We start from the raw sequence: 13,343 nt of genomic DNA, 5'->3' as shown, positions 1-13,343 counted from the left end.
AACTCCCCAATATTATGGTTTAATTCTCTCCATATGCTTTTGGATGCTCTCTTCTGTCAAAGCTCCGGTGATGATATCTATCACTTTCCCCTCTTTATCAACCAAAAAGGAGACAGGCAATATATCCACGCGGTAAGCATTTTCCACTTCCCTACCTTTATCGATCATGACAGGAAAGGTAAGATCATGCTTTGTAATGAAATTATTGACAGCATAGTCAGATTCCCCGACGTTAACGGCCAATATCTCAACGCCCTGGTCTTTAAAGTTTTTATATTGATTTTCCATATAAGGCATTTCATATTCACACGGCTTGCAATATGTACCCCAAAAGTTCAGGAAGACGCCTTTTCCCTTGTAATCTGAAAGTTTATGCTCTTTACCTTCCATATCAGTCAAGACGAAATTGGGTGCATCGGAACCTTTTCTCAGGCTTTCATTCTTATCTTTAGTGAAGTTCGTATAAAGGGCAAACACTAAAGCTGCACCTAAAAGCAGGAGAATGATGGTTCTGCTAATGAGGCGTCGCTTCTTTTTATCCATAGAGATCCTCCTAAGGCCACACTAAATTTAACCATACCATTATACCATTTAACGCCATGTCCTTTATATTTACATTTCTGAAGGTTTTGTGACATTCTTTCCCGATTCATGAAGGAAAAGGTATTTACAGGTTGTTTTCCACCACCCATTTCTTCCAGGGGGAAGAATAGGGGTAGTGGTTTCAACCTATCAATACAGGAAAAATACTAGCTTACATTCTCCGCTGTTTAGGCTCGGTCGTTGCTAAAGTCCGCATTAATTTAACTTCATGTGGAGTCAGCTCCCGGGAATCCCCTGCAGTTAAACCGTCCAAGGTCAAGAAACCATATTGTTCCCTCTTCAATTTAATGACGGGATGGCCAATTGCTTCGAACATCCGGCGGACTTGCCTATTCCTGCCTTCATGTATTGTGATTTCAACTATGGCCGTTTCCTTTTTCTTGTCGGTAGACAATACCCTTGTCTTGGCCGGAGCAGTCTTGCCATCCTCCAACTTGATACCCTTATCCAGCTTTTTCAAGCTTTCACGCAAAGGCATCCCTTTCACTTTTGCCACATACACTTTATCCACTTCATGCTTCGGATGCATTAACGTGTTTGCAAATTCCCCGTCATTGGTTAAAATCAACAAGCCCGAAGTATCGTAATCCAAGCGGCCAACTGGATAAATTCGTTCATTGATGTAAGGGAAAAAGTCCGTTACGACTTTTCTGTTCTTATCATCGGAAACGGCCGAAATGACGCCGCGCGGTTTATAGAATAGGAAATAAACCGGAGCTTCTTTTTCAAGCGGGACTTCATTAACCTCAACCTTATCATTAGGCCCCACTTTCACACCTAATTCCTTCACTACTTTGCCGTTCACTTTTACCTTACCTTCTAAAATCAACTCTTCTGCTTTACGGCGGGAAGCCAGTCCAGCATGTGCTATCACCTTTTGTAATCGTTCCATCTATCTTCACCCCATAGTATAATCATTCGTTTGTTATTGTCTATACATACACAATCATACAATTATTACATATTGAGAGGCAAAAACAAAAGGTTTTTCGCGATTAAGAGCTTTTCTTTTATTATTACACCAATAATGGGACGGTTAAATGGGTTGGTTTCCATAATGAGTGTAACATAGCTTATTTTTCCATACAAAAAAATGTTTCTTTTGATGAAAGTTTGAATACACCTTAATAAGGGAGGGCTGCTTTTAAGAAAAAAGACAAAAAAAAAGAAATGGAATCGTCCATTTCCCTACCTTTTAATTCATACCGAAAACCAGTGTGACGACAATAACGGCAGCTATGATTCCAATCAAGTCTGCCAAAAGGCCGACCTTAAGGGCATCACCCATTTTTTTGATTCCGACGGCTCCAAAATAAACGGTCAATACATAGAACGTGGTATCTGTACTTCCCTGAATCGTGGCAGCCAAGCGGCCAACAAAGGAATCCGGTCCATAAACCGATATCAGGTCGCTGGTGATTCCTAAAGCTGCTGTTCCGGATATTGGTCTAATAATCGCAAGGGGTAAAACCTCAGACGGAAAATGAAGAAGGGAAAGCAAGGGATGCAGTGATTGTACAATGAAATCCAAGGCCCCTGATGCCCTAAATACTGAAATTGCCACAAGCATCCCCACCAGGAAAGGGATGAGGGAAAAGGACATGCTGATTCCTTCTTTCCCCCCCTCAACGAAGGTCTCATAGGTGGGAACTCTTTTCAATGTGCCATACAGTAATATACCGAGGATCAAAACCGGTATCATCCAAATTGAAATGGTAGTCATCCAGTGCAACATCCTATTCCCTCCCGCTCCTCTTTCTCCTGTAATAAAAATATCGATCTATCGCGATTCCTCCAACGGCAGAAATGGCCGTTGCTATTATGGTCGGAAATACGATGTCCGTCGGGGAGTGGGCATCGTAGTTCATGCGGATCGCAATGACAGTGGTTGGAATCAACGTTACGCTTGAGGTATTGATTGCTAAAAAAGTGACCATCGAGCGGCTGACCGTTGCTTTTCCTCCATTTAGTTTCTTAAGCTGTTCCATGGCTTTTATACCAAGAGGCGTAGCTGCATTCCCCAATCCGAATGTGTTTGCCATCATATTGGAAAGTATATACCCCATTGCGGGATGATTAGGGGGCACTTCAGGGAATAGCCATCTCATGAACGGCTTGAACAAGTTGGATAGTTTATCTAACAGCCCCGATTCCTCCGCTATTTTCATCAAACCCAGCCAAAAGACAAGTATGCTCATCAGTCCCAGGCAAAGGGTGACCGCTTCCTTTGCGCTGACAAATAGAGCTTCATTCACCTGATCCATCGTTCCATTAATCATGCCAAAGACGATACCGATCACGAACATTCCGACCCAAATGTAATTAACCATTGCGTCCGATTCCCAATACCGCTTCAAATACTTCAGCCCATGAAGATAGGAATGATTGTTGCTTGAAGCTTTCTTTTGCTTCCCCATAAAAAATTGACCGTGTGCCTATTTTCTTCCCATCAAGATAGATGGATGCTCTGCCGACCACTTCCGGGATTTTCCTTTTATCATCCCAAGCCTTCTGGGGCTTCAGCAATTTCATTTTCACTTTGACCAATTCTCTCTCTTCGTTTGTCAGTGGGTACGAAAAATCATTTTTAATGTAGACATGTCCTTTATATATTTTATTTTCCATGTTTTCCACCATGCCTGCAGGTAAAATTTCTGTTGGCTTATAATCCTTAAAGGCGGATTCGTACATGTGAATATGATCATTCCAATCATCCGGACCATTCAATGTCACAGCAATCAGGTCATGCTCGTTTTTTGTTGCCGTCGTGACCAAGGTACGTTTTGCTAGTTTCGTATACCCTGTTTTCCCCCCTGTGCAATACTCATATAATTGTGTAAGTAGGCGATTTTTGTTCTTCCATACATAATCCCATTGTTCTGTGGAATTAGGTGCCCTGTGTTCCTTTGTGCCGGCAATCTTCGCATACGTTTCATTTTGCATGGCATAACGAGTGAGAATGGCCATATCATAGGCGGTTGAATAATGGTTCTTCGTATTATCCAAACCATGTGGATTTGAAAAATGGGTATTTTTCATCCCTATTTCTTCCGCTTTTTGATTCATCATCCAGACAAATCCATCCAGGCTTCCGCCAACCTTTTCGCTGATTGCCACTGCTGCATCATTACCTGAACGAAGCATCAAGCCATATACCAAATCTTCGAGCTTAATTTTTTCTCCTTCTTTTAAGTAAAGGGAAGATCCCTCCGTCCCGACGGCATTGCTGCTCACTTTCACTGTCTCATCCATTTGTCCCGATTCAATAGCCAAGATAGCCGTCATTATTTTCGTAATGCTTGCTATGCGATTCTTTTCATGAGCATTCACTTCATAAATGACCCTTCCGCTATCCTCATCCATTAAAATCGCGCTATGGGCACTTACGGATACATTTGCATTGACGCTTTGTACAGGTGCCATAAAAGACAACAGGAGAATGACGATACATAAACTCGATAACCCTTTATATAGAAAACGCATGAGTGCCCCCTCGTCTCTTTACTTGTTTTTGTACAAGTTTATGCAAAGGGACAAGGGTTATGAATAAAAGAATCTAAACCTTCATGATATCCACTGTTTTCAAGGGAGAATTTCCATAAAAAAAATCGATAGGGACCCCTATCGATTTAGTGTTCTATTATACTAATAATGCAGCGATTTCATCAATTTTCTTAGCTCCGAATACGACTTCTTCATCATTGATGATCATGGCCGGCACGCTCATGACTTTATATTTCTTCTTGATTTCCTGGAAATTGCTTATATCAACCATTTCAGCTTCAACGTTAGGGTTTTCAATCGCTATGCGCTGTGCACCCACAACAACGTCTGGACAGTAGTGACATGCCAATGAAACCATGACCTTAATGTTCGCTTTTTTACTGATTCCCTTAATTGAATTCAATACGGCTGAATCCAATGCTTGACCAGGTCCAGCCAGGTTATAGATGGCCAAAATGAAGGAATTCAACTCATGGCCGCCTGGTACACCGTGGAATTTGACGCCACTGTATTCACCATTTGAATTTAAGAGGGAAACGACAGGGAACTTATCCGCATTGATTTTTTCTTCAATTTCCGCATTTTCCCCTTTGTTGTATAACTCAAGATGAAGCTTATCTCCTAATTCCGCAACATCCAACAAGAAGTCTCGCAATTCAACTGATTTTGGCAAACTTTCATCGACAATGGACACCAATGTAACGTCGCTCTCCATCTTGCCGAAGATTCCCTTTAATTGGCCACGTAACGCATCACTTAATAAAGCGCTCTTGCCTGCTGGGACAGCGGCCTGTTCTTTTTTCGCCGGTTTTTCAACTTCAGGTTCATCTTTGATTCCCAGGCGATCTTTTTCTTCCTCAATATATTTGCCGGCATCCGTTGCTGCAATCGCCCCATCAGATACAGCTGTGATAATCTGGCGCAAGGATTTTGGCCTTAGGTCGCCCGCCGCATAGACACCATTCACATTAGTCTTCATATCATCATCGGTTAAAATGTAACCAGCATCATCCATTTCGATATGGCCCTTGAATATCTCTGTTTTCGGCTCGTAACCTATGAAAACGAATACGCCAAATGTATTGTCTTCTTCCTTCGCCTTATATTCAAATTCTTCTTTGGTAACGTTATTGATGAAACGTGCACTTTGAATCATCCCTTCTCCATGAACCCCTAAGATTTCCGTATTGAATTTCACTTCAATCTTATCATTTGCCATTACTTTATCAACAATGGACGGGGCACACGAGAAGCTTGATTCACGGGCGATGATTGTCACTTTTGTAGCAAAACGTGTCAGGAATATCGCTTCTTCAGCGGCTGCATATCCTGCCCCGATAACGAAAACTTCCAACCCTTCAAAGAATTCACCATCACATGTTGAACAATAAGCTACACCGCGGCCAGTGAATTCTTCTTCACCTGGAAATCCTAGTGTTCTTGGAGAAGCACCCGTTGCAATGATGACGGCGCGTGCATGGTAGTCCCCGCTAAGGGTTTTAACGACTTTCACCTCACCGGAGAAATCCACGCCCGTTACATCGGCTTTGGCGAACTCAACGCCAAAATCTTCGTTTTGAAGCTTCATTTCTTCAACTAACCTAGGGCCCGATATATGACGGATACCAGGATAATTGGCTATTTCCGACGTAGTTGCAGCTTGTCCGCCGCCAGTTCCTTTTTCTAGGATTATTGTTTTTAACTTAGCTCTTCCTGCATAAACACCGGCTGAGAGGCCTGCAGGACCGCCACCAATAATTAATAAATCATATATTTTTTTCATCTTTTGTGCTCCTTGCTGAATGATTATAACGTGCTAACTGATTATTTTGAAAAACAAAAGGCACTTATTTTAGGTAAGTGCCTTTTGTCATTAGATCATGTCGGACGATTTGTCCAGTAATCGTAATCAATGCTGGGTATGTCCATTACCAGTAGAAATGGACCCCATTAAAAATTAAAGTTTACCTACAAGGTCTAGGCTTGGTTCAAGAGTATCTTCACCTGGAGTCCATTTTGCAGGGCAAACTTTATCTCCATGTTCCGCTACGAATTGTGCAGCTTGAACTTTTCTTACAAGTTCTTCTGCATTACGGCCAATCCCTAAATCATTGACTTCGTATGCTTTAATTTGTCCTTCTGGATTTACGATGAAAGTTCCACGTAGAGCCAAACCATCTTCTTCAATCAATACACCGAATTGACGGGATAAAACGTTTGCTGGGTCAGCTAACATTGGATATTGGATTTTTCCGATTGTATCAGTAGCATCAGCCCATCCTTTGTGGCTGAAATGAGTATCTGTTGAAACTGAGTAAACTTCACAACCAATTTCCTTGAATGTTTCATAGTTATCTTGAAGATCGGCTAATTCAGTTGGACATACGAAAGAGAAGTCAGCTGGGTAGAAAAAGAATACTGCCCATTTCCCTTTAACATCTTCAAGTGTAACTTCTTTGAATTCTCCTGCATGGTAAGCTTGTACTTTAAAATCTTCAACTTGTTTATTGATCAATGACATAATAAATTCCTCCAATAGCTATTTTTTTATCTGCTCCTGTTTATAATAATTATTAAATAGAAACTAGTCAATAAATATACCTTAATAATTTTTAAGTTCACAAATTGGTCACAGTTTTTATATTAATATAAATTAATTATTTTTAAAATCCCATAGTACTTCAAATTAGCATTTTCAACACATTTCCAATATTATTTCTAGGATACAAATAAGACAAATGCTCATTATTTCGTGAGATGATTTCCTCTCCTTTTCAATCTAATTATAATATCCAAATGAGAATCATAAGTTGCTTTCAAATAAAATTTTCAGGTCTCCCTTCATATCTTTCCCATATTCCCCCTAAAAAATTCTTGTTTCGAAATTTCAATAAAAAAAAACGAACCTTGACGGCCCGTTTAGTTGTAATTGGTTCTCCAAAGACATTTCTATATTTTATCAGTTATTGCTTTTTCCAAATAAGCTTTTTCGCTTCGGTGAACCTTACGGCTATTTTCGGCCAGTTTACAACGTCCCACCATTTGTCCACATAGCCTGCCCGATTATTTTTATATTGCAGGTAATAAGCATGTTCCCATACATCAAGAACAAGGATTGGGATTGTATCCCACTGGGTCAAAACCATGTGCAATTCCGATTGAAGTATTTCTAGCCGCCGCGCACGCGGAGACCAGACTAATATCGCCCAGCCAACACCTTCTACTTGTTTGGCAGCCTCACTAAAATGCCTTTTAAAAGCTGCAAAGCTTCCAAAATCCTTCTCAATCTGTTTAAGTAAATCCCCCCTTGGCTGTCCGCCCCCTCCCGGAATCATCACTTCCCAGAACAGCGTATGGAGATAATGGCCCGATCCATGAAAGGCTGCTTCCTTTTCCCAATGTTTCAACAAGGAAAAATCATTCGTTTCTCTCGCTTTTTTCATCATCAATTCCGCTTTATTCAGACCATCGACATATGCTTGATGATGCTTATCATGGTGCAGATACATGATTTCCCTTGAGATCGTCGGTTCCAACGCATCATAAGCATAAGGTAACGGCGGTAGCGTATGCTCCCCAATCGGCACTGATTGCCTTTCCTGTATATTGAATTCTCTAGCGAGTTCTTCAATTTCCTCGTAGACCCGAGCCATCTCTTCTTCAATCAGGACCATATCCTCATAATCCATTTCTTCCTCATCCATATTCTTTGCCAACCCGGAAAGCCGTTCAATATTTGACAGCAACGGCGAATCGGTGATATCGATCTTCTCAAGATATTCCATCACTCCATCAACCCAATCACTTACCTCTTTAGCATAATCTCTTACCTCAGACATCTTGCAACCTCCCCCTATTCCCATGCACATAAATCATCAAAGTATTTTATGTTTCGATTAAGCTGAGATTCCATTTATAGCTAAAAAAAACAGCAAGGCTTATTAAGCCTTGCTGTTTCATTATCTTGACTGCAACATTTTCGTCCGGTAATCCGTTTCATAAAACTCCAATTCTTCACGCATGGTCTGGAATCCACTTTCCACGGCCTTCAGAATGGATATTATGCTGTCAGGTACACTTTGGTGAAATTTAATCGAGTTTTTTCCTGTATAGGCAGATCTGCTGTCCTCAAACCACCGATCTGATTTTGGGGAAAAGTATTCTTCGATACATTGATGATAAACTCTATAAAGCGTCTTTTCAGCTGCAGCTTTATTGAAAACATCATTTTTCAGAACGATTTGACAAGCCTCCAGGCCCTCTTCACAACTTACAAGCATTCTTCTTAAACTAGAAAGGATTCCTTTATAATAGGTTTCATCCCCGCTTTTTTCTTCTTGCAGCTTAGAATAGGTCGTCTCATTTATAAATTCTTCCAGTTGAGCCACTGTCGTTTCCAAAAAGCCCTTTACATCCTCAAGCTGAGATTTTACCAATGTATTCCCCAACCGTGAACCCTCCTCAAATTGATTAAGATTGAATATAATAGTCAACATGTGATTCTATATCATATGGTTTAGCTTGGTCAATAGATATAAACACTTTCTCCAATTTTTCAAAATCTATATTTTCGAAATAACCAGCCAGGTCTTTTTCTGCATTTATATATATTCGTTTTCGGTTAACCAGGCTCGGGTCTTTGAGCAGACAGACCATGGCGATGATGTCAGCCATATAAATATCTCTGTTAGGGCTTTTGAATAGGGGATTGGCGGGATATGGGGTCCAAAGAGTTACCATCTCATCAAAATAACGAAGATACAGTACATTCAGCGTCTTTTCTTCTCCATCCTTTATGTATTGTATAACGGATCGATTAAAGAAGTCCTCAGGTGAATTTGATTTTTCCTTTTCAAGCCCAAATCCATTGCATGCTACAATTCGCACCCGCAATCCCCCCGCATTCATTTTTTTCTATATTATCACAATTCAAAGAAAAATGTTATTCGATTGTTTGCTGAAATTTTTCAAAAAACAAATCGGCTTCACCACTTTCAAAGCTATCATCCGAATTATCGGCGAGAGGCGGTAATTCATCTATGGAATTCAGGCCGAAGTAATCCAAAAACTCTTTTGTTGTCCCATATAAATAAGCCCGGCCCGAGCCTTCAGCACGTCCAACCTCTTTAATTAAGACTTTGGTGACAAGTGTATGAATGGGGCGTTCCGTTTTCACTCCGCGTATTTCATCAATTTCAGCTCTAGTAATCGGCTGCTTATAAGCAATGATTGCGAGTGTTTCCAATGCCGCCTGGGATAAGCCTTGAGTGCTAGATGTTTCGACTAGTCTTTTCAAGTAATCCGAGTGCTCTTTTTTTGTCGTCATTTGATAAACGCCCGCTATTTCGATCACTTGAATCCCGCGTACATCCGATACATATTCTTCCTTTAAACTTTCAACGATGTCCGTTGCTTGATATTCCGTAATTTCCAGGACCGAGGCAATTTGTTTGACAGAGAGCCCTTCATCTCCGGCAGCAAACAATAATGCCTCAAGAATCCCTTTCCAATTAATAACTTCCAACTGGTTCTACACCTTCCTTAGCAGCAATCATGATTTCCGAAAAATTACCTTCTTGTTCAACGATGATTTCATTAAGTTTCATCAGTTCCAGCACCGCCATGAAAGTGATGACGATATGCTCCTTGACCGGGAGCGAAAACAGTTCAAAAAAACTTTTCTTCCCTTTAATGGACTGTAACTCAATCTTGATTTCAGCCATTCGTTTCTCTATCGATATCTCTTGTTTCGTTACTTTCGTGTAAAGCGGCTTTTGAATTTTTTGCCTTCTCAGCAATTTTTGCAGAGCCCCCAACATATCATATAGACTTATATTCAACTCTTGTTTATCACTTTCCATTTCTTTAACATAAACAGATAGATCACTTGGGGGTTTGGTGAACATCAAGCTTCTTTCTTCTTCCATCCCTTTAAATTCTTCGGCTGCATTTTTATACTTTTTATATTCTAATAGTTTTTCCACAAGCTCATCCCGTGGATCTTCCTCAAATATTTCCCCATCTTCATCAATCATTTGCTCATCTTCATGCTTTGGAAGCAGCATTTTACTCTTGATGGCAAGCAGTGTTGCAGCCATCACCAGATATTCACTGGCCACATCCAATTCCAGATGCTGCATCGTATGGATGTAACCTAGGTATTGATCTGTAATATCAGCCATTGGAATATCGTAGATGTCTATTTCCAGGCGATTGATCAAATGCAGGAGTAAATCCATCGGACCTTCGAAAGCGTCAATTTTTATGTTATAACCCATTAAATTACCTCATTTAAATCTAATTGGCCGATATAGACCTATTTATTTTACTAATCAAGTATAGTGGATTGCCGCCCTTTATCCAAATAATAATTTATGTCCATAGAAAAGTTTTTATTTGGGATTACCGTCAATTGGGTCGGTGCCCAATCATATTCTGAAATCCAACATAACCTAGAAATGTAAGAATAGCAGAACAAAGGAGGTACTCATTATGGGTGCAGGTGGTTTTGGAAACGGCGGCGGATTCGCGTTTATTGTAGTTTTGTTCATTTTATTAGTTATCGTCGGTGCTTCTTGGTGTTAATGGAAGACTGATGAATCAGCTGATTGCCTTGCAATCAGCTTTCTTTATTTTCCAAGAAAAAATTCTATGCTAAACTTAGTGAGTATACATAGCGGATGTTAAGCTATAAGAAAATGGCTTTTTGCCATACTTTAGTTGATTCCATCAAACAAAAGGGGTGCTCCTATTGACTTACGCGGAAGACTACCTTTCTTTCCTTGTCCATTTCCATGGAACGAGGGATTACTTCGAATGTCATGAAATCCTTGAAGAATATTGGAAGGAAACCGCACCAAAAGAGCGTGACTCTCATTGGGTCGGGCTCATTCAGATTGCGGTTGCCCTGTATCATGATCGCAGGGGAAACAAAAAAGGGGCTGCAAGGACCCTGTCTAAAGCCTTGGCAAATCTCCACCTAAAAAAGGCCGAGCTCCTGAAGTTGGGACTCGATCCAGAACGACTGTTCAAATTGCTCGAGGATACCCATGAGCGAATGTTATCACAAAAGCCATATAAAAGCATCAATCTGCCCATATCGGATCAAAGACTGATCGAAAAATGCCAGTCCATGTGTTCGCAAGAAGGATCCATATGGGGTGCAGATAGCGACATGACCAATACATCGATAGTTGATAAGCACCTAATGCGTGACCGTTCGGATGTCATTTCAGAAAGGGCTCGACAGCTATCCCTTCGAAAAACAAGAATGGAGGACCGCCCTTAAAGGCGGTCCTCCATTCAAGCTTTCATATTCAAAAATCTTCACACCTGTCAAGAAAGCTTTCCGTAAACTCATTTGCTTTTAATTCTTTGTCAGGATATTGCTCCTTGATGGCCCTGACCATCGTTTTACCGATACCTTGCTTCCGGAAGGATGGATTTACAGATATATGTTGTATCTCAATGTGGGTTGGAGAGACTTCTATACCGATCAGGCCCGTAATCTCTTCATCTTTCCATAAGAACAGCTGTAGGTTTTCATCCGTTTCATAATTCTTCATCGTATTCCGAAGCGTTTTTATCTCTTTTTCATTTGGCATGAAAGATAATAATCCCATGGCAAACTTCTCATAACTTTTCTTATACTTAATCAACATAATATCCCTCGTTACTAAATAACGTTTTTATTATCTTCCTGTTTCCAATTAATTTGCTTTGAATAATAATCCTCACATATAACATTTACATCATACATAAAAATCCCGTTCGTTTCAACATCACTTTCAGCACTTGATTTATCAATGGGCTATGTGCTAAGCGATAAACAGCCAGTATACGATTCCCCACATCAAAGCGATAATAAGCATCATAAGTAAAAGAGTCTTATTACTTTTCCTCATCCCATACTCCCTTTATGAATGGTCCAAATATTTAAATAACGAATTCATTCTACTATAACTTAACACAATCTGACAAATATCCTTGCAATCTTGCTTCGATTTTACTACATTGGTAAAGTGATCTAGGTTCATAGAGTGCCATCTTAGGTATAAAAGACAAAGATACACCCAACTTCTTCGTTAAAATGAACGTAGCTATTTTGGCTAATAAATTTTTTTCAGGAATATATGTATCTTTTTTAGCCTTTGATTCGTCAAATACTATGAATCTGATTTAAAGTGCCGCCCTTTTATTGAAAGATTCCCAATTCAGCAGGAAAGTTAAGGAGGATTATCATGAAAAAAATGAATAAATGGGTCATTATAACCATTTTATTATGTCTATTATTGCCATATAAGGCTTTTGCAGATGCAGCTGTTGGTGAAATGATCGTCACACTTGGTGAAAATTTGACAAATGAACAAAAAAATATGATTTTATCAGAAATGAAAGCACCAAATGATGTTGAGGTTTTAACCGTTACAAATGCGGAGGAGCATGAATACTTAGGAGACTATATCGCTAGCCGTCTAATCGGTACAAAAGCGATTTCATCCTCTGCGATCACTTTGGAGGAAAAAGGTACCGGTCTTAAACTGGAGTCGAAAAACATTAACTGGGTTTCCGATGAAATGTATATCAATGCACTGGCTACTGCAGGAGTAAAAGATGCTACCGTTTATGTCACCGCACCTATACCCGTTTCCGGTACAGCGGCTTTGACAGGAGTCATTAAAGCCTATGAAATCTCTGCCGACAAGAAGATACCTGAAGATGTGAAACAGGCAGCGAATGAAGAAATGGTGAAAACAGCAAAATTGGGTGATGAAATCGGTACGGAAGAAGCCTCTGCACTTGTTACGAAAATCAAAGAGGAAATGGCTGCAAATCCACCAGCCAATACTGAAGAGGTCCGCGAGGTTGTCGAGTCTTCAGCAAAAGACCTTGGAATCGCCTTAAATGAAGATCAAGTTCAAAGTTTAATTGATTTATTCAATAAGCTAAAGGAATTGAATATTGATTGGAACGCTGTCGGTGATCAGCTGACTGCAGCTAAAGATAAACTTTCCAATTTTCTTGAATCCGAAGAGGGTCAATCATTTCTGGATAAATTGAAAGAAGTGTTCAGTAGTTTAATAGACGCAATCAAATCACTTTTCAGCTGATTCAAATAAAAAAAGGATGGCCAATGCCATCTGAACTGCCCCGTAAATGTTAGACACCAAACTAACATTTACGGGGTGTTTTTTATGGCTAATTTTTCTGCCGAACAGAAAATATTCATTGTACGA

The 13,343-nt window shown here is 40.1% G+C and carries 16 protein-coding genes; 3 read left to right on the top strand and 13 right to left on the bottom strand.

The annotated features are described in order from the left end of the window. Positions 1–12: 12 nt before the first annotated feature. The 12 genes from resA to ACZ9AO_RS08150 form a co-directional block, all read right to left on the bottom strand. Entirely contained in the window at positions 13–543 is a 531-nt protein-coding gene (gene resA, locus ACZ9AO_RS08205) for a thiol-disulfide oxidoreductase ResA (RefSeq protein WP_034308103.1), read from the bottom strand. A gap of 211 nt (positions 544–754) precedes the next feature. Continuing rightward, the gene (gene rluB, locus ACZ9AO_RS08200; RefSeq protein ID WP_034308106.1) at positions 755–1,495 is read right to left on the bottom strand and encodes a 23S rRNA pseudouridine(2605) synthase RluB; all 741 of its coding nucleotides are present in this window, start codon (positions 1,493–1,495) and stop codon (positions 755–757) included. 303 nt (positions 1,496–1,798) lie between these two features. Next, entirely contained in the window at positions 1,799–2,326 is a 528-nt protein-coding gene (locus tag ACZ9AO_RS08195; protein ID WP_375543381.1) for a spore maturation protein, read from the bottom strand. 13 nt (positions 2,327–2,339) lie between these two features. Continuing rightward, positions 2,340–2,933, bottom strand: coding sequence for a nucleoside recognition domain-containing protein (locus tag ACZ9AO_RS08190; RefSeq protein WP_048680124.1), 594 nt, complete (start codon positions 2,931–2,933; stop codon positions 2,340–2,342). Next, positions 2,926–4,086 (bottom strand): D-alanyl-D-alanine carboxypeptidase family protein, encoded by a 1,161-nt coding sequence (locus ACZ9AO_RS08185; protein ID WP_476108839.1) that lies wholly within the window; start codon positions 4,084–4,086, stop codon positions 2,926–2,928. Before ACZ9AO_RS08185 ends, ACZ9AO_RS08190 begins: the two co-directional genes overlap by 8 nt. A gap of 157 nt (positions 4,087–4,243) precedes the next feature. Further along, on the bottom strand, positions 4,244–5,890 hold the full coding sequence (locus ACZ9AO_RS08180; RefSeq protein ID WP_476108838.1) for an FAD-dependent oxidoreductase: 1,647 nt from the start codon (positions 5,888–5,890) through the stop codon (positions 4,244–4,246). A 174-nt stretch (positions 5,891–6,064) separates the two neighbouring features. Next, positions 6,065–6,628, bottom strand: coding sequence for an alkyl hydroperoxide reductase subunit C (ahpC, locus tag ACZ9AO_RS08175; protein ID WP_034308115.1), 564 nt, complete (start codon positions 6,626–6,628; stop codon positions 6,065–6,067). 442 nt (positions 6,629–7,070) lie between these two features. Beyond that, positions 7,071–7,946 (bottom strand): superoxide dismutase, encoded by an 876-nt coding sequence (locus ACZ9AO_RS08170; RefSeq protein WP_476108837.1) that lies wholly within the window; start codon positions 7,944–7,946, stop codon positions 7,071–7,073. Positions 7,947–8,066: 120 nt separating this feature from the next. Further along, the gene (locus tag ACZ9AO_RS08165; RefSeq protein WP_034308117.1) at positions 8,067–8,555 is read right to left on the bottom strand and encodes a YpuI family protein; all 489 of its coding nucleotides are present in this window, start codon (positions 8,553–8,555) and stop codon (positions 8,067–8,069) included. A 22-nt stretch (positions 8,556–8,577) separates the two neighbouring features. Further along, positions 8,578–8,994, bottom strand: coding sequence for a hypothetical protein (locus ACZ9AO_RS08160; RefSeq protein ID WP_251540863.1), 417 nt, complete (start codon positions 8,992–8,994; stop codon positions 8,578–8,580). 55 nt (positions 8,995–9,049) lie between these two features. Continuing rightward, positions 9,050–9,631, bottom strand: coding sequence for an SMC-Scp complex subunit ScpB (gene scpB / locus ACZ9AO_RS08155; protein ID WP_034308120.1), 582 nt, complete (start codon positions 9,629–9,631; stop codon positions 9,050–9,052). Then, a complete protein-coding gene (locus ACZ9AO_RS08150) occupies positions 9,618–10,385 on the bottom strand; it encodes a segregation/condensation protein A (protein WP_476108836.1) in 768 nt (255 codons plus the stop codon). Before ACZ9AO_RS08150 ends, scpB begins: the two co-directional genes overlap by 14 nt. A gap of 214 nt (positions 10,386–10,599) precedes the next feature. Between ACZ9AO_RS08150 and ACZ9AO_RS08145 the strand changes: the two genes are divergently transcribed. After that, on the top strand, positions 10,600–10,692 hold the full coding sequence (locus ACZ9AO_RS08145; RefSeq protein WP_072273196.1) for a YjcZ family sporulation protein: 93 nt from the start codon (positions 10,600–10,602) through the stop codon (positions 10,690–10,692). A 166-nt stretch (positions 10,693–10,858) separates the two neighbouring features. Continuing rightward, a complete protein-coding gene (locus ACZ9AO_RS08140; protein WP_048680145.1) occupies positions 10,859–11,395 on the top strand; it encodes a DUF309 domain-containing protein in 537 nt (178 codons plus the stop codon). 28 nt (positions 11,396–11,423) lie between these two features. Here ACZ9AO_RS08140 and ACZ9AO_RS08135 read toward each other — a convergent pair whose 3' ends face one another. Beyond that, the gene (locus tag ACZ9AO_RS08135; RefSeq protein WP_034308124.1) at positions 11,424–11,768 is read right to left on the bottom strand and encodes a GNAT family N-acetyltransferase; all 345 of its coding nucleotides are present in this window, start codon (positions 11,766–11,768) and stop codon (positions 11,424–11,426) included. 579 nt (positions 11,769–12,347) lie between these two features. Here ACZ9AO_RS08135 and ACZ9AO_RS08130 point away from each other — a divergent pair. After that, entirely contained in the window at positions 12,348–13,217 is an 870-nt protein-coding gene (locus ACZ9AO_RS08130; protein WP_226990415.1) for a DUF1002 domain-containing protein, read from the top strand. Positions 13,218–13,343: the final 126 nt, after the last annotated feature.

It is taken from the genome of Peribacillus sp. TE19612 (assembly GCF_056279465.1).
Note: the sequence above shows the minus strand (reverse complement) of the source record. Positions and strands in the feature narration are given on the sequence as shown.

Bases quoted from the DNA above. Each gene is read 5' to 3' on its own strand.
- resA (WP_034308103.1), bottom strand. From the start codon at position 543: ATGGATAAAAAGAAGCGACGCCTCATTAGCAGAACCATCATTCTCCTG.
- rluB (WP_034308106.1), bottom strand. From the start codon at position 1,495: ATGGAACGATTACAAAAGGTGATAGCACATGCTGGACTGGCTTCCCGC.
- ACZ9AO_RS08195 (WP_375543381.1), bottom strand. From the start codon at position 2,326: ATGACTACCATTTCAATTTGGATGATACCGGTTTTGATCCTCGGTATA.
- ACZ9AO_RS08190 (WP_048680124.1), bottom strand. From the start codon at position 2,933: ATGGTTAATTACATTTGGGTCGGAATGTTCGTGATCGGTATCGTCTTT.
- ACZ9AO_RS08185 (WP_476108839.1), bottom strand. From the start codon at position 4,086: ATGCGTTTTCTATATAAAGGGTTATCGAGTTTATGTATCGTCATTCTC.
- ACZ9AO_RS08180 (WP_476108838.1), bottom strand. From the start codon at position 5,890: ATGAAAAAAATATATGATTTATTAATTATTGGTGGCGGTCCTGCAGGC.
- ahpC (WP_034308115.1), bottom strand. From the start codon at position 6,628: ATGTCATTGATCAATAAACAAGTTGAAGATTTTAAAGTACAAGCTTAC.
- ACZ9AO_RS08170 (WP_476108837.1), bottom strand. From the start codon at position 7,946: ATGTCTGAGGTAAGAGATTATGCTAAAGAGGTAAGTGATTGGGTTGAT.
- ACZ9AO_RS08150 (WP_476108836.1), bottom strand. From the start codon at position 10,385: ATGGGTTATAACATAAAAATTGACGCTTTCGAAGGTCCGATGGATTTA.
- ACZ9AO_RS08145 (WP_072273196.1), top strand. From the start codon at position 10,600: ATGGGTGCAGGTGGTTTTGGAAACGGCGGCGGATTCGCGTTTATTGTA.
- ACZ9AO_RS08135 (WP_034308124.1), bottom strand. From the start codon at position 11,768: ATGTTGATTAAGTATAAGAAAAGTTATGAGAAGTTTGCCATGGGATTA.
- ACZ9AO_RS08130 (WP_226990415.1), top strand. From the start codon at position 12,348: ATGAAAAAAATGAATAAATGGGTCATTATAACCATTTTATTATGTCTA.